This is a genomic window from Stenotrophomonas sp. YJH_SMC_4, from assembly GCF_059371575.1.
This window is the reverse complement of sequence record NZ_JCAFUR010000004.1, coordinates 154,925-170,518: the sequence shown is the minus strand read 5'-3', so window position 1 is coordinate 170,518 and position 15,594 is coordinate 154,925. Positions and strand designations below refer to the sequence as shown.

Annotated in this window: 17 protein-coding genes; 8 read left to right on the top strand and 9 right to left on the bottom strand. The window is 65.0% G+C overall.

The window, feature by feature from the left end; translation table 11 throughout:
* Positions 1 to 26: 26 nt before the first annotated feature.
* The gene (locus AC5P9F_RS09185) at positions 27 to 1,550 is read left to right on the top strand and encodes an FAD-dependent monooxygenase (protein ID WP_279915583.1); all 1,524 of its coding nucleotides are present in this window, start codon (positions 27 to 29) and stop codon (positions 1,548 to 1,550) included.
* An 8-nt stretch (positions 1,551 to 1,558) separates the two neighbouring features.
* On the opposite strand, the gene AC5P9F_RS09180 is transcribed toward AC5P9F_RS09185, so the two are convergent.
* The 7 genes from AC5P9F_RS09180 to AC5P9F_RS09150 all read right to left on the bottom strand — a co-directional run bounded on the left by AC5P9F_RS09180 (position 1,559) and on the right by AC5P9F_RS09150 (position 7,105).
* Entirely contained in the window at positions 1,559 to 3,262 is a 1,704-nt protein-coding gene (locus AC5P9F_RS09180) for an ATP-binding protein (RefSeq protein ID WP_049396605.1), read from the bottom strand.
* Positions 3,263 to 3,444: 182 nt separating this feature from the next.
* A complete protein-coding gene (locus tag AC5P9F_RS09175; protein ID WP_005410137.1) occupies positions 3,445 to 3,693 on the bottom strand; it encodes a hypothetical protein in 249 nt (82 codons plus the stop codon).
* A gap of 98 nt (positions 3,694 to 3,791) precedes the next feature.
* The gene (locus AC5P9F_RS09170; RefSeq protein ID WP_024958240.1) at positions 3,792 to 4,037 is read right to left on the bottom strand and encodes a hypothetical protein; all 246 of its coding nucleotides are present in this window, start codon (positions 4,035 to 4,037) and stop codon (positions 3,792 to 3,794) included.
* A 124-nt stretch (positions 4,038 to 4,161) separates the two neighbouring features.
* Entirely contained in the window at positions 4,162 to 4,431 is a 270-nt protein-coding gene (locus AC5P9F_RS09165) for a hypothetical protein (RefSeq protein ID WP_005410135.1), read from the bottom strand.
* An 86-nt stretch (positions 4,432 to 4,517) separates the two neighbouring features.
* Positions 4,518 to 5,162, bottom strand: a complete 645-nt coding sequence (locus AC5P9F_RS09160; RefSeq protein WP_049396608.1) for a hypothetical protein — start codon at positions 5,160 to 5,162, stop codon at positions 4,518 to 4,520.
* Between the two features lie 133 nt (positions 5,163 to 5,295).
* Positions 5,296 to 5,772, bottom strand: coding sequence for a membrane protein (locus tag AC5P9F_RS09155; RefSeq protein ID WP_005410133.1), 477 nt, complete (start codon positions 5,770 to 5,772; stop codon positions 5,296 to 5,298).
* A gap of 94 nt (positions 5,773 to 5,866) precedes the next feature.
* Positions 5,867 to 7,105 carry an NADH:flavin oxidoreductase/NADH oxidase family protein gene (locus AC5P9F_RS09150; protein WP_060380630.1) on the bottom strand — a complete coding sequence of 413 codons (1,239 nt, stop codon included), beginning with the start codon at positions 7,103 to 7,105 and terminating at the stop codon, positions 5,867 to 5,869.
* 89 nt (positions 7,106 to 7,194) lie between these two features.
* Here AC5P9F_RS09150 and AC5P9F_RS09145 point away from each other — a divergent pair, with 89 nt between their 5' ends.
* Positions 7,195 to 7,674 carry a MerR family transcriptional regulator gene (locus AC5P9F_RS09145; RefSeq protein WP_005410131.1) on the top strand — a complete coding sequence of 160 codons (480 nt, stop codon included), beginning with the start codon at positions 7,195 to 7,197 and terminating at the stop codon, positions 7,672 to 7,674.
* A gap of 16 nt (positions 7,675 to 7,690) precedes the next feature.
* On the opposite strand, the gene AC5P9F_RS09140 is transcribed toward AC5P9F_RS09145, so the two are convergent.
* Both AC5P9F_RS09140 and AC5P9F_RS09135 read right to left on the bottom strand, forming a co-directional pair.
* The gene (locus tag AC5P9F_RS09140) at positions 7,691 to 8,902 is read right to left on the bottom strand and encodes an MFS transporter (protein WP_005410130.1); all 1,212 of its coding nucleotides are present in this window, start codon (positions 8,900 to 8,902) and stop codon (positions 7,691 to 7,693) included.
* Between the two features lie 125 nt (positions 8,903 to 9,027).
* Positions 9,028 to 9,447, bottom strand: coding sequence for an HD domain-containing protein (locus AC5P9F_RS09135; protein ID WP_043034643.1), 420 nt, complete (start codon positions 9,445 to 9,447; stop codon positions 9,028 to 9,030).
* Between the two features lie 130 nt (positions 9,448 to 9,577).
* On the opposite strand from AC5P9F_RS09135, the gene AC5P9F_RS09130 reads away from it, so the two are divergent.
* From AC5P9F_RS09130 to AC5P9F_RS09105, 6 genes are all read left to right on the top strand, one after another.
* A complete protein-coding gene (locus AC5P9F_RS09130) occupies positions 9,578 to 9,835 on the top strand; it encodes a hypothetical protein (RefSeq protein WP_005410128.1) in 258 nt (85 codons plus the stop codon).
* 36 nt (positions 9,836 to 9,871) lie between these two features.
* Positions 9,872 to 11,551: a type IV secretory system conjugative DNA transfer family protein gene (locus tag AC5P9F_RS09125; protein WP_005410127.1), complete on the top strand. Its 1,680-nt coding sequence runs from the start codon at positions 9,872 to 9,874 to the stop codon at positions 11,549 to 11,551.
* A 424-nt stretch (positions 11,552 to 11,975) separates the two neighbouring features.
* Positions 11,976 to 12,422, top strand: a complete 447-nt coding sequence (locus AC5P9F_RS09120) for a hypothetical protein (RefSeq protein WP_012480646.1) — start codon at positions 11,976 to 11,978, stop codon at positions 12,420 to 12,422.
* An 89-nt stretch (positions 12,423 to 12,511) separates the two neighbouring features.
* Positions 12,512 to 13,558: a VirB8 family type IV secretion system protein gene (locus AC5P9F_RS09115; protein WP_043034645.1), complete on the top strand. Its 1,047-nt coding sequence runs from the start codon at positions 12,512 to 12,514 to the stop codon at positions 13,556 to 13,558.
* Positions 13,555 to 14,334 carry a TrbG/VirB9 family P-type conjugative transfer protein gene (locus AC5P9F_RS09110; RefSeq protein ID WP_012480644.1) on the top strand — a complete coding sequence of 260 codons (780 nt, stop codon included), beginning with the start codon at positions 13,555 to 13,557 and terminating at the stop codon, positions 14,332 to 14,334. Before AC5P9F_RS09115 ends, AC5P9F_RS09110 begins: the two co-directional genes overlap by 4 nt.
* Positions 14,331 to 15,584: a TrbI/VirB10 family protein gene (locus AC5P9F_RS09105; protein WP_099473713.1), complete on the top strand. Its 1,254-nt coding sequence runs from the start codon at positions 14,331 to 14,333 to the stop codon at positions 15,582 to 15,584. Before AC5P9F_RS09110 ends, AC5P9F_RS09105 begins: the two co-directional genes overlap by 4 nt.
* Positions 15,585 to 15,594 lie beyond the last annotated feature (10 nt).

Below are 15,594 nucleotides of genomic sequence, written 5' to 3'. Positions count from 1 at the left end.
CGACCCGGCGCTCACAAGGAATCTCGATGCTGTACGACGTTGTCATTGCCGGTGCTGGCCCGGTTGGCTTGTTCCTGTCCTGCGAACTGGCCCAGGCCGGGTGTTCGGTGCTGGTTCTGGAACAGGCCGGGTCCGCCGGTTCGCCGTTGAAGCGCCTGCCATTCGGGCTGCGCGGCCTCAACGCCCCCACGCTGGAGGCACTGGATCGGCGCGGCCTGTTGGACGCGGTCGCCGCGACGCAGGTGCTCAAGCCCGACAAGGGTGCGCCGCCGCCCGGCACCGCCCATTGGCTGGCGCAGCCGCGTGCGCTGGGTGGGCACTTCGCGGGTATTCCATTTGCACTGGACGATGTGGACCAGGCGCGCTGGAGCTGGCGCCTGCCGACACCGGTGGGCACCCAGATGGCGGTGGAGTTGCAGGCCCTGGAAGCGGTGTTTGCCGAACGTGCGGCTGCGCTGGGCGTGCGCATCGAACGCGGGCGTGCGGTACAGGCGGTGGATGCGCACGAGGCGCAGGTTGCCGTGCACACCGGCTCCGGCAGGGTCCACGGCCGCTGGCTGGTCGGTTGTGATGGGGCCCGCAGCACGGTACGCAAACAATCGGGCTTCCTCTTCGCTGGAACCGGGCCAGAGTTCACCGGTTACACGCTGCTGGTCGAACTGGCAGATGGGTGTGTACTCACACCAGGCCGACAGTTCACCGATCACGGGATGTGCAATTTCAACCCGCCAGGCATGCTGGCGCTGGCCGATTTCGATGGTGGCGCCGGCCATCGCACGCCACTGGACCGGCACACCGCGCAAGCGTTGCTGCGGCGGGTGTCTGGCTGCGAGGCAACGATCACTGCATTGCACCTGGCCACGACATGGACCGATGCTGCGCGCCAGGCGACGGCCTATCGCAGCGGACGTGTGATGTTGGCAGGTGATGCCGCGCACATGCATTCGCCGTTGGGCGGCCAGGGACTGAACCTCGGCATCGGCGATGCGATGAACCTCGGTTGGAAGCTGGCCGCCGTGGCGCGGGGCAAGGCCGATGAGGCGCTGCTGGACAGCTATCAGGCTGAGCGCCATCCGGTGGGCGCCAAGGTGCTGGACTGGTCGCGCGCGCAGGTTGCGCTGATGCGACCCGGGGCCGGTTCGCGCGCACTGGCAGCGATCATGGCCGACCTGGCCGGCACCCGCGATGGGGCCACGTATCTGGCCGAGCGGATCTGGGGTGTTTCGCAGCAGCTGGATCTTGACGGGGACCACCCGCTGGTCGGCAGGAGCGCGCCGGACTTCCGGTTGGTCGATGGCCGCCGCCTGGGCGAACTGCTGAGAGCGGGGCAGGGGGCGCTGCTTGTTTTCGACCCGGCGTCTTCGCCGCCGCAGCATGGCCAACGCTGGCAGCCTTCCATCGCCTGCGCCGCAGATACCGGGGATGTGGCGTCGGGCCTGGGGGCGGTGCTGGTGCGCCCGGATGGCATCGTTGCCTGGGCCTGTGGCACACGGGGGGATATGTCCGGCCTCGATTCAGCGCTTGCTTCCTGGACCGGTCCGACCCGGTGATCTGCCCGCTAATGCGCAGTCACCATCGTCTGCGAGCGACAGCTGGCCTCGGTCATCACCAAGGCCAGCTGCTTCAGTGAGTAGGGCTTGCGCAGCAGCGTGAAACCGTGGCCTGGATCGCGGGCCAGCAGTTCGCTGTAGCCACTGGTGAGGATGATCGGAAGATCGGGCAGGCGGCTGCGGATGGTGCGGGCCAGATCCAGCCCATTGGTCCCGGGCATGACCACGTCGCTGAACACCACGTGGAAACGCGCAGCGTCGCGCTCGAGCTCCGCCAGTGCTTCGTCGGCATTGCGCGCGAGTACGACGTTGTACTCAAGCTCGCGCAGCGCACCGACTGCAAATTCGGCCACATCCACATTGTCTTCCACCACCAGCACGCACAATCCGTGACCATGCAGCAATCCCGGTTGCGCGGTCGGCAGCTCGATGGAGGCGTTTGCCTGCGCCAGGGGCAGATACAGCGTGAAGCGCGTACCGACACCGGCCTGGCTCTGTACGTCCACTTCGCCCTCGGACTGCTTGACGAAGCCGAAAACCTGGCTGAGGCCAAGCCCGGTGCCCGCGCCCACTCCCTTGGTGGTGAAGAATGGCTCGAAGATCCGGTCCACCACGGACGGATCGATACCGGCACCGGTGTCGCTGACGCTGATCGCAGCGAAGTTGCCTTTCATCGGCGCCGCGAACCGTACGGAAGGCACCGATGTCAGCTGTTCCACATCGATCGTCACCTTGCCGTGGCCGTCAATGGCGTCGCGCGCGTTCACCGCGATGTTGATCAGTGCGGTGTCGAGCTGGGTCCGGTCCAGCAGCACCGGCAACGGGGCGTCGGGCAGGTTCACCGACACGGAGATGCGTGCACCCAGCACTGTGGTGATGATGTCTGAAAGCGCGCGTACGCTCTCGCAAAGGTCGAATACCTGCGGCGACAGGCTCTGCCTGCGCGAGAACGCCAGAAGCTGGGCGGTCAGGCGAGTGGCGCGGTCAGCGGCGGTTTCGATCGCCTGTACATAGCGCAGGCGCGCATCTTCGGCCGGCCAGGTATGCAGCAGCATGTCCACGGAACCGGTGATGACCTGCAGCAGATTGTTGAAGTCGTGGGCAACGCCGCCGGTCAGCTGGCCGATGGCCTCCAGCTTCTGCGACTGCCGCAGCTGTTCGCGGGCGCGTACCAGTTCAAGATGGGCCTCGCGTGCCTGCTCGGTGATGGCCGCCACCTGGCGGGTGTGCCGGTCGCGTTCGATCACCCGCTCGGTCTGCTCGCTGACCATGCAGATGATGCCGGCCACGCCTCCGCAACCGGCACGCAGCGGCGAGTAGGAGAACGTCCAGAATGTCTCGCGCAACGTGCCATCACGGTCCATCATCAACGGCATGTTCTTGAAACTGCGGCTTGTACCGCCGAAGGCGTCGTTGACAGCATCGACGACGTCGGCCCAGACGTCCGCCCAGACGTCTTCCAATCGGCTGCCCATGGCGCCGTGCAGCTTGCCGCCCAGCATCGGCAGGTAGGCATCGTTGAAGAAGAACGCCTTGTTGTCGTGGCCCCATGCGATCCACAGAGGCTCCGGAGAATCCAGGATCATCGCCAGCAGAGCGCGAAGTTCGGGAGGAGCGTTGATCGCGTCGGTGGAACGGGCCCAGTCGCTGTCCTGCAGCAGTCGGTAGGCGAGTTGATCGGGTGCCGAGACAGGAAGGGGGAAGGGATGCATGGCCGTGCGCGAAGAAAGGTGCCGCAGCTTAGCCGAGGTGATGTCATTGCGCCCTGCACAGCTCCTTTGCCCTGGCTGTCATCGGCCCTGCGCGGCGCACGAGGTGACTCACGGGGCGCCCTCTGACTGCACCATCATCCCTGCGCCAACAGCCTGCGTCGTGGCACCGTCGTATTGCAGCCTCAGACACCCAGAAGCGAATTCACCTGCCAATCGGCAACCCGCGCATGGCTCACCGCCTGATGACTGCCGCATCCGTCGCAGCGGAACAAGGCGCCGCCCGGCAGCTGGACCAGATTGTCTTCGCTGGCCGAGCGGGTTTCAGAGCAATGCCGGCAGATGACAGTGAGCGCCGTAATGCGCTCCACCCCGCCAGACAGGTCGAACACAGCTTCAAAGGCATGGATGACAGGGTGACCAGTGGCCGGCATCGGGAAAGTCGTCGTGATGGGGAGGCCTTATCCTGCCCCCCCCGATCGTGACGGGCTGGTCATCCGCATGCATTGGAACGATCAAGATGCCCGGCGGATCAGAGATCCTTCTTCTTGCCGCTCAGGTCGATCGGCCTGTCACTGCCCTTGCGCTCGCTCGACCACACTTCCATGCTCTTGTTGCAGCGGCTCTCGCGGGCAGCCACTTCGGGCGGCAGGTCCTTCAGATGCGGCGACTCCTGGCAGGCCTGGTGCATGTTGCTGTCGTCATACGTGGCACAGGCGCTGAGCGTGGCCAGGGCAAAGGCGGTGAGGGAGGCGCGAAGCAGGGGCTGCAGGATCATGGGGAGTCTCGGGTGGTGCCGGGCTGGCCATGGAATTCAAATCCGTGACCCCGGGCACGAGCAATCCGTCCAACCGCACTTGTTATTCTGTAACAGATGCGCGATAGTCCGGCGCCTGCTGCTGTCAGGCGACGCAGATCATCAGGATCATGCTCAGCGCCAGCATCAGCACGAATACGCGCCGGCTCAGCGCAAGGCAGGCCAGGCAGGCGGCCAGTGCCCAGGCAGCCAGCAGCGCGCAGGCCAGCAGCCACAGCCCGATCACGATCAAGGATCCGGTCGCCAGCGCCGACAACGCGATGGCCTTGTACAGAGCCACGCCCAACACGCTGCCGAGCACGCCCGCCTGCAGGGCGATGGCATCGTGATGTGCGGGGGCAGGCGCGTGGAGCATGGTGGCTGGATGGTTCCAAGCGTGAGCGGCGCGCGTACTGTGCCCGAACATACATCCACGCCATGTGTACTTCGCCGACGGCGCGATCAGTGACGGCGGCGCGACAGCAATAGCCCAATGCCCACCACGGGCGCGATCCCAAGGATCGGTGCTTTGTACAACGGCCAGCCATGCAGTACGCCCGTGATCACCAGTGCCGCCGTCGCCAGCAACAGGCCCGCACCCCAAACGCGTGCGGGCCAGGCACCGAAGAAGTGGCGACGTTGCGGAGCCGCGGCAGCGTTGGCGGGCCGATCTGCGAGCGCCTCTGCCAGTGCGTCCCGGAAGGTTGGGAAATCATGCATCGATGCCCGCGTGCGCTGCAGCAGCACGCTCGGTCCATCGATCAGGATCAGATCGACATGATCGTCCAGGTTGTAGGACCGGATCTGCTTGAACGGGAGAGGAGGACGGTGCTGGAATACCAGACGATCCTGTTCCAGTACCACCCGGTCCCGTTGTGGGGAATAGACAACGAAGCCGAGAATCAGCGGCGACAGCGTGAAAATCGCTGCCGCGCCCAGTGCCGGAAGCGGCCCAAGTTCGGGTGCGACGGCAAACAGGAGTATTGCCAGTGGTCCGGCTCCGGCGGCAACGATGGCGTACTGGTGATAGCGCCTGAAGATGCGTACTTCGCTGCCGATTTTCCGCGGCCGGGCGGGGAGACGGGAGCGGGCGGTGGGTGACTTCATGGACTGCGTTCGATCACGGCTTTCCGGCAAGAAAGCGTGGCGTCGCGTTGCAATGAAGTCCATACAACTATTTCGAATCCACCCTTGCTGGACCCCTGTGTGAGTCCTCGTGCGCCTTCGCCCACGCATCTGCTCAGTCGAACTCGCCCTCGGCCGATTCCAACCGCTGCCGGTACGCCGCCCGATGCTGGTACAGGCGCTGGCACTCGGCGGACCGGTGGATCCGGCTGGCCGGTTCGTTGGCCACGGCGTCGCACATCCTTGCGATGTGGTTGTTGGACGCCAGTTCTGTCACGAAGAACACGGCGGTGATGCCGGTACCCAGCAGCACGACATAGAGCAGGCGGCTGAGCCAGCGCGTGCGCTTGCGCTCGAAGTGCTGCTGGAGGGTCAGGTCGAAGCGGATGATGCTGAGCACGATCCAGATGATCGCGACCAGGAAGCAGAGCGTGGGCAGCAGGCCTCGCCAGAGTCCTGCTTCGTACACCGACTCGCTGTAGTGAACTGCTGCCCCGGCACCTGCGATGGCGATCGCCAGCGCCCAGTTACGTCCCAGCGAGAGCAGGTCATCGAGCAGCTTCTCCCGGTTCCTGGTCGATCCTGCTGCCACGTGGGTTCCGTCTCCATGCTGTGACCGGCGGCGGAACTGCCGCCGATCCTGCAGATGGTGGAGCATCGCTGCGGCGATGAGAAGACCGCGCGGCTCAGTGTGCGAGGGCGCGGGCGCCGATCCAGCGCCGGTAGCGGCGGGTCCGACACTTTGCGGCCGCCTGTGCCAGCAGCAGGGCCCATACTGGTGAAACGGTGGGTGCGGTGGGGCGGCGCCGGCTCAACCGGCCCAGCTGATACTTCACTGCGGCCATGTGCGCACTGGCCGCCAGCGGCTTGCTGCGCCAGTTGATGTCGCGCAGTGTCGGCACCGGATCGCGGCCCTGCTGCCAGTGCTGCGGCAGATCCGGCTCGATCGCCAGCGCGGTGGCGATGCCGACCATGGCCACGCCGCTGGCCAGCACCTGCTCTGCCACTTCGCGGCGGCGGATGCCGCCGGTGACCATCAGCGGCATCCTTGCCACCGTGGCGATCTCGCGCGCGAATTCGAGGAAGTACGCCTCGCGGGCCACGCTGCGCTGGTCGCGTGCGGCGCCGGTCATGGCCGGTGCTTCATAGCTGCCGCCGGACAGTTCGACCAGATCCACGCCGAGGGGCGCCAGCATCTCGACCACGTCGCGCGCGTCCTCGGGCGAGAAGCCGCCGCGCTGGAAATCGGCGGAGTTGAGCTTCACCGCCACCACGAACGTGGGCGCCACCGTCGCGCGCACACCCTGCACGATCTCCAGCAGCAGGCGCGCACGGTTCTGCAGGCTGCCACCCCAGCGGTCATCGCGGCGGTTCGACAGCGGCGACAGGAACTGGCTGAGCAGGTAGCCGTGCGCGGCATGGATCTCCACGCCGCTGAAACCGGCGCGCTCGGCCAGCTCGGCACTGCGGATGAAGCGGGCGATCACGTCTTCAATATCCGCCTCGGTCATCGCCCGCGGCGGCGCGAACTGTTTGGACAGTGCGCCCATGTCCAAGGGGACCGCCGAAGGCGCCAATGCCGGCTGGCCGAGCGCGGCCGGCATCTGCCGCCCGGGGTGGTTGATCTGCATCCACATCTGCACCCCGCGCGAGCGCGCGGTGTCGGCCCAGGCGATGAAACGCTCCAGGTGGCGATCGTCCTCCAGCACCACGCCGCCGGGGCCGGTCATGGCGCGGCTATCAACCATCACGTTGCCGGTGATGATCAGTCCGGCGCCGCCGTCGGCCCAGCGCTGGTACAACTGCAGCAGCGCTTCGGAGGGGGCGTGGTCGGCGTCGGCCATGTTCTCCTCCATCGCCGCCTTGGCGATGCGGTTGCGGATGAGGGCGCCGGAAGGCAGCGCCAGGGGCGAGAACAGCGACATGGGACAGCTCCAGGACAGGGGAATGGCGCTACGCTAACCTTCAAGTTTTATTGAAGGTCAATGGGTTCCGATGTCGAGGATTCAGGCAGATGAAGATCGGTGAGCTGGCCCGCCGCACGGGCCTGGCGGCGTCACGCATCCGCTTCTATGAGGAGGCAGGGTTGCTGGTCGTCCAGCGGCAGGCCAACGGCTACCGCGACTACCCGGAGCAGGCGGTGCTGCTGCTGGAGCTGATTACCGGTGCGCAGCGCGCCGGCTTCAGCCTGGAGGAGATACGCGCCTTGCTGCCACCGGACATGGGCCAGTGGCAGCACGACGCATTGATCTCGATGCTGCAGCAGAAGGTGGCCGACATCGAGGCGCTGCAGTTGCGGCTGGCAGAGAGCCGGGCGCACCTGCTGGCCCTGATCGAGGACATCCAGGCGCGGCCGGAGGGCATCGACTGCGCGGCCAACTCGCGGCGGGTGCTGGAGCGCGTCAAGCGCGGTGAGCTGGCGCGCCCGACACTTGCGGCCGGCGATACGGCGTTGCTGCGGCCGGATCGCCGCCGCCGCGCGGGCAGCAGCTGACAATCCGGCGCGAAGGTCAGTGACTGCCCACGCCGGCTGTCTTGCGCTTCCTGTCCAGCATCACCGCCACGCACCACAGCAGCAGGCCGCCGATGGCGGTGGCGGCACCGACATAGCCAGTGCTGGCCGGGCTGAAGCCGGCACTGATCGCCATGCCACCCAGCCACGGGCCGAGTGCATTGGCGGTATTGAAGGCGGCATGGTTGGAGGCGGCGGCCAGGGTCTGTGCTTCGCCGGCCACGTCCATCAGGCGCGTCTGCAATACTGCGGCCAGCGCGCCCATGGTGCCGACGGTAATGATCATCGGGCCGATGGTCCACACCGACTGCGCGGCCAGCGGATACAGCAGCAGCATCACGATCGACCACAGCAGCACCACGGCGGCGGCCTTGAAGTGGAACTTGTCCACCAGCCAGCCACCGGCGATGTTGCCGATGATCGCGCCGATGCCGAACACGCCCACCGCCAGCGGCATCCACGATTCGGCCACGCCGGTGACCTGCACCAGGGTCGGTGCCAGGTAGGTGAACACGCAGAACATGCCGGCGAAGCCAACGGCGCCGATCGCCAGCGCCAGCCACACCTGGGTGGTGTTGAAGGCGCGCAGTTCGCGCATCGGCGAGGTACGGACCTCGTCCGGGTCCGGCAGCAGGAAGCGCGCGATCATCGCCACGGTGGCGATGGCCAGCACGCTGACCAGGGCAAAGGCGGTGCGCCAGCTCAGCTGCTGGCCCAGCCAGGTGGTCAGCGGATTGCCGACCAGGATCGCGATCGACAGGCCCAGCAACACGCGCGACATCGCCTGGCCGCGCTGGCCGGCCGGGCTGATCGCGGCGGCAACCAGCATCGCCACGCCGAAGTAGGCGCCATGCGGCAGGCCGGCGACGAAACGCGCAATGAGCATCGTGCCGTAGTTCGGCGCCAGTGCGCTGGCCAGGTTGCCGACGGCATAGAAGCCCATCAGTGCCAGCAGCAGCTTGCGGCGAGGGAAGCTGGCGCCGACGAAGGCGAGGATCGGGGCGCCGACGACCACGCCGATGGCGTAGGCGCTGATCAGGTGGCCGACCTGGGTTTCGGAAATCGACAGGCCGCGGCTGATCTCCAGCATCAGGCCCATGCTGGCGAATTCACTGGTGCCGATGGCGAAGCCGCCCAGCGACAAGGCAAGGATGATCAGGGTGCGCTGACGGGGCGTCAGCCGCGCAGCCAGGGAAGAGTTGGGGCTCATGCGGGGCGCGATGGGGGCGGGGAGCCGGTCATTGTACTGCTGCACCGCAACAAGGGCAGCAGCACTCAGGGTAAATCAGCGTTTGATCGGTGACACGTTCGCCCACCCGCCATCGCGCGGCGCGATCAGATGCCCAGCGCTGCCCGGGCGTGCGCATACTTGCCGCGCAGGCGCCCGGCCGTCGCCGCGTCGAGCATCGCCAGGCGCTGCGGATCGGCGTTGTCATCCAGATCGGCCTGCTTCACCTTCAGTGCCAGCGGGTGGGCGGCAATGCGCGCGTAGTAGCTGTCCGCGTCGGGGGCCGCGTCGCGGTTGAGCAGGTGGACCGCCTCGCGCAGCGGGGCGGGAAAGACCTCGATCCGTGCGGCAAACGCCGGGCAGTCTTCGGCTACGTCATGCAGCCAGGCCACCACTTCGGCGTCATCGTCGCCGCGCACCGCGGCCGCCACCCGCGCCACATGGCAGATGTAAGGCTGGCCGGCCTTGTCCGTCTGGCCCGTGTGGGCCTCGGTGGCCAGCGTGCGTGCAAGTGCTACCCAGTCCATTGCAATCTCCTTGGATATCCGCAGACAGTTTCGCGCAGAAGCCGTAGCGCTTGTGCATACGCCGATGACACTGCGATGGGCATCATGGCGGGGCAGGGGACGCAGTGTTGCCCCGACAAGGAGGAATGCGATGCAGGAATTCAGGCATGTGCTGGAAACCCGTGGCCGCTATCAGCTGGTAGCAGTGTCCTACGAGCCGGTGTACGCTCCGGGCGATGTGGTCGGCCATGCGGTCGTCGCCGACGATGGGGATCGTCTGACCGACCTGGTATCACTGGCCGAAGCGCGCCAACTGCTGTTGCAGCGGGTGCGTGAAGAGGGCGAAGAGCCCGGGCTGGAGAACGAAAACAACCTGCGGAAGAAGGCGTCGCGCTGGCGCCGCCGCTAGGCCGTCGCGCCCTCGTGCGCATCATGGAGGATTCGGGTGTTGCCCAGTAAGAAGTATCTGCTCATCGCCATCGTCACGCTGGCGACCCTGCTGCTTGGTTTCGTGTTTTCCGGCTACCTGACCCTGTTGTTCCTGGGGTTGGACACCAAGCTGTTCACCTGGAACACGTACTACCAGTACTACCACGCCATCGGCCAGCCGCAGGTTGCGCCGTTCGTGGGCAAGATCAAGTGGGCCGGCTACGTGGGCTTCGGCCTGCCGCTGCTGGTCCTGCTGGTGACCGGTCTGGTGCTGCTGCTGAAGAAGGACAAGCGCTCGCTGCATGGCGACGCGCGCTTCGCCACCGGCGCCGACCTGTCCAGGCATGGCATGTTCAAGAAGACCGGCCAGAGCATCGTGGTCGGCAGCCATGGCGGCAAACTGGTGCGGCTGGATGGCCAGCAGTTCGTGATTCTTGCGGCACCCACCCGTTCAGGCAAGGGCGTGGGCGTGGTCATCCCGAACCTGCTGGAATACGGCGAATCGCTGGTGGTGCTGGACATCAAGCAGGAGAACTTCGACCTGACCAGCGGCTGGCGCGCCAGCCAGGGCCAGGAGATCTACCTGTTCAATCCCTTCGCCGAGGATCGGCGCACGCACCGCTGGAACCCGCTCAGCTATGTCTCCGATGATCCGGCATTCCGGGTGTCGGACCTGATGAGCATCGCCGCGATGCTGTATCCGGACGGCGCCGAGGACCAGAAGTTCTGGGTCAGCCAGGCGCGCAACGCGTTCATGGCCTTCACCCTGTATCTGTTCGAAAACTGGGACGACGAGCGCAGCAGTGGCTTCCCGGGCGGCTCGGGCACGCCGACGCTGGGTTCTGTCTACCGGTTGTCATCCGGCGATGGCACCGATCTGAAGAAGTACCTCAAGGCCTTGTCGGAGCGTTCGTTCCTCAGTGGCAACGCGCGTTCGGCGTTCGCCAACATGCTGTCCCAGGCCGACGAGACGTTCGCCTCGATCCTGGGCACCTTCAAGGAACCGCTCAATCCCTGGATCAACCCGGTGCTGGACAAGGCCACCAGCAGCAACGACTTCCTGCTGACCGACGTGCGCAAGAAGAAGATGACCATCTACATCGGCATCCAGCCGAACAAGCTGGCCGAGAGCCGGCTGATCATCAACCTGTTCTTCAGCCAGCTGATCAACCTCAACACCAAGGAACTGCCCAAGTCCAACCCGGACCTGAAGTACCAGTGCCTGCTGCTGATGGACGAATTCACCTCGATCGGCAAGGTCGAGATCATCGCCTCGGCGGTGTCCTACATGGCCGGTTACAACATCCGCCTGCTGCCGATCATCCAGAGCATGTCCCAGCTCGATGCCACCTACGGCCGGGAAGTCTCGCGCACGATCATCACCAACCACGCGCTGCAGATCCTGTACGCGCCGCGCGAGCAGCAGGACGCCAACGACTATTCGGACATGCTGGGCTACACCACCATCCGCAAGAAGAACGTCACGCACGCCCGCGAGAAGACCCACAGCTTCACCGAGGAGCGGCGGGCACTGATGCTGCCGCAGGAGCTGAAGGCGATGGGGCCGGACAAGGAAGTGTTCCTGTACGAGGGCATACCGCATCCGGTGAAGTGCGACAAGATCCGCTACTACAAGGATCGCTACTTCACCTCGCGGCTGCTGCCGAAAGTCGACGTTCCAATGCTTAACGTCTAATTCACGTCGTTAAATTTGTGACGTAGATTCATATTCACTGACGTGAAAACGTGAGTTGAGTCAAGAATTCGGCATTTGTTCATAGATTTTCAGACTTGTCTGACATGGAATTGACGCGTGGTTGTGCGACCCTGTGCATGCCGTTCAGAAATGTGTGATGGATGGCAGATGTTGTAGAGCAGGGTGGCCAGGAGTTTGTGCCATGAAACATGGATGGTTTCGACGTTGGTGAGGTATGCGGGTGTGTCGCCGGGAGTGTCTGGCGGCCCCGCGACTTGGTTGGCAGCCGTTGGCTGCAGGGGAGCCGGAGTGGGTGTGCTGCCAGTCAGTGCGTCGCTCCGATTCCGGCGTGCGCGACGCAGCGCCGGACGACCAGGGGACCAATGCTCGGGACTGCTTTTTCGTACGTCAAAGTGAAGCCCGTATGAATCAGGCGTTTATCGCGAAAATGTCCATCGCCGCAGTGGCGGCGTTGATGGTGGCCGGTTGCGCCACCAAGTCCGCTCCCGATTTCGGAGGCCGCTGGAAGCCGGTGAACCGCTTTGCTGCGGCAACCACCGAGATCCCGCTGTACTCCAGCTACGTCTACCAAGCCTCGCCGATGGATGGCACGCTCAAAGCCATGCTCGAGCGCTGGGCCAAGGATTCCGGACGCACGCTGGATTACCGCCTGAGCTCGGACTTCACCCTGTACGGCGCGGTTTCCAACATCGACACCACCAACGCTCAGCAGGCCGTGATCGATCTGACGGCGGCCTATGCAGCGCAGGGCATCTCCGTCTCCATCGTTGGCAACCAGATCGTTGTGCAGAGCGCTGGCTCGACGCCGACCGCGTCGGCACAGGGCGCTGATTCCAACAGCGGCACCTGAGTCCACCTCGAAATCATCGAACGTGCCGCTCCCCGCGCCTGTCGCAGGGGTGCCACGCCCATTGATGTTTCAGCAGTACGGAAGAATCCATGTTCCGCAAGAAGGATCCCGGCAATAGTCCCAAGGTCGAGCAGTCGGTCGCCAAGGCGGTCAGCTACGAGATCACCGTGGCCGACATGGCGCGTCGCAGTGAGCGCCGTGCCTGGTGGGTCGCCACCGGCTCATTGCTGATGTCGCTGGCACTGGCTGGCGGCTACTACTACATGCTGCCGCTGAAGGAGAAGGTGCCGTTCCTGGTGATGGCTGATGCCTACACGGGTACCGCCACGGTGGCGCGCCTGAGGGGCACGTTCCAGGGCGAGACGATCACCACCAATGAAGCGGTCAACCGCAGCAATGTCGCCCAGTACGTGCTGGCGCGCGAGTCGTACGACTCCGCGGTGATGGGGTTGCGCGACTGGGAGCTGGTGTTCGTCATGTCCAGTGATGCCGTGGCCGCAAGCATGAAGCAGCGCTATGCCAGCAATAATCCGCAGAATCCGTTCGTGATGTACGGCCGGGGCAAGGCGATCAGGGTCAAGATCCTCAGCATCACCCCGCTGGGCGTGCAGGCGAACGGCAGCTTCCGTGGCGCGTCGGTGCGCATCCAGCGCAGCCTGCTCGACAAGCGCAGCGGTGCATCGACCTATCTGGACAACCAGTTGGTCACCATGCGCTTCCAGTACAACCAGAATCTGGCGCTCTCCGAACAGGACCGCGTGCTCAACCCATTGGCGTTCCAGGTCACGGAGTACCGTGTCGACAACGACTATGCGCGCGGCGTGCCCGTGCCGGATGACGGTGCCATGCAGCAGCAGGCCCAGGATGCCGCGCAACAGGCACAGCTCGCCGCACAGCAGGCGCAGGGCATGTACGTTCCGAACAATCCGGCCGCTGCCACCATGATCGATCCCGCCACCGGTCAGCCCGTCGCAGTGCCGGCCAATGGGCAGATGCAGCCGATGCAGGGTGCGCCCATGCAGGGGCAGCCGGTCCAGGGGCAGCCGATGCCGGGGCAGGGCGCGCCGGGACAGCCGGCAATGATGCCGGCACCGAACCATTCCACCGGAAATGCTGATGGAGCAAGCAACCGATGAGTAGTCGAAAAATCAGGGGAAGCGCGTGGGCGCTGCTGTCGTTGCTGTCGCTGGTGTTTTCCAGCGCGGCGATGGCACAGGCAGTTGACCACTACGAGTATGAGAAGGACCGCATCTACCCGGTTCGCACCGGCCTGGGCCTCACCACCCAGATCGAGCTGAGCCCGAACGAGAAGATCCTCGACTACAGCACCGGCTTCAGCAGCGGCTGGGAACTCACCCGTCGCGAGAACGTGTTCTATCTCAAGCCGAAGAACGTCGACGTCGACACCAACATGATGGTGCGTACCGAGACCCATTCGTACATTTTCGAGCTGAAGGTCGTTGCCACCGACTGGCGCCAGCTTGAGCAGGCCCGTCGCGCCGGCGTGCAGTACAAGATCGCATTCGTCTATCCGAATGACACTGTGTTTGGCCCTGCCCAGTCGGCGGTCGAGGAGGAGGCGCAGCCGCTGCTCAGTACCGAGCTGGCCAAGGATCGCCAATACAACTTCAACTACTCCTATTCGACCAGCAAGGCCAAGAAGATGGGATGGCTGGTCCCGGTCAACGCCTACGACGATGGCCGTTTCACCTATCTGAAACTGCCCAACTCGCCCGAGTACAAGACCGGTATCTTCCCGGCCGTATTCGGTCGCGAGAAGGAGTATGGCGAGGATTTCGTGGTCAACACCACGGTTGAGGGCAATACGCTGATCGTGCACGGGACGTACCCGTACCTGGTCATCCGCCACGGCGACTTCGTCGTCGGCCTGCGAAGGAACGTGAAGAAATGAGCCAGCAGAACACTCCCGAAAACGATCCGAATCCGTCTCCGTACGGACAGGGGCCTGCGGCTCAGGAGCCATCGGCGAACCCTTACTACGGGCACGCGCAGACAGAGGCGGCGCCGGATCTGGATGCCAGTGCCCCACAGCTTCGCTCTGCGGAAGAGCAGCGCTTGAACCGCAAGGCGCTGTTGTTCCTCGGCGGCATCCTGGTGTTGTTGCTGGCCATGGGCTTCCTGCTGCTGCGCAAGGGCAAGGAAGACGCTGAAGAAGCCAAGGCGCCGCCGCAGGTTGCACGTTCGAGCACCCCCGACCTGCCGATCATTGCACCCTCCGCGATTCGCGAGGCTGCCCGGGAAGCCGCCGAGCCCATTCCGATGCTGCCGCCACCGCCGCAGGAAACGATGGGCCCGACGTTCATTCCTCGTGCCGAACCCGAGCGCGAGGTCGAGCGTGGCCCGAGTCTGCTGGATCGCCGCATTGCCGGTAGTGGTGGCGCAGGCGTGGGCACGGGCGACGCTGGCGGCCAGGCCGCAGCAGGGGACAACGACGATCCCTACATGCAGGCCACGTTGGCTGCGCTGCAGGCGCAGAACGGCAATGCTCCGCCGGCCAAGGTGCGCCGCGGGCCTGATGTGGAGGATGTGTCCAATGCTTCCTACATCCGGAGCCCCGACGCGCTGCTGGTGCGTGGCACCTATCTGCGTTGTGTACTCGAGACCCGCATCATCACCGATCTTGCAGGTTATACGTCGTGCCTGTTGACCGAGCCGGTCTACTCGATCAACGGCCGCAGCCTGCTGCTGCCCAAGGGGTCCAAGATCTATGGTGCGTACGGTGGCGGTCCCAAGGGCAAGCGCGTGGAAGTGATCTGGGATCGCATCACCACGCCCAATGGCATCGACGTGGCCATGTCCAGCCCGGGCGTGGATCAGCTGGGTGGTGCCGGTCATCCTGGCCAGTACAGCGCGCACTGGGGTAGTCGCATTGCGTCGGCGTTGATGATCAGCCTGATCGCCGACGCCTTCAAGTACGCCGCAGCCGAACATGGCCCAGAGTCGACGACGGTTTCCAGCAATGGTTTCGCCGTTCGTTCGCCCTATGAAAGCGCCACCGCGCGCACGATGGAGCGTCTCGCCAACGAAGCCCTCACCAGTTCGAATCGCCCGCCGACTGTCACCATCAACCAGGGCACCATCGTGAACGTCTACGTCGCCAAGGACGTTGACTTCACCAACGTGCTCAACCCGCGCCGGTAACCCGAAGAAC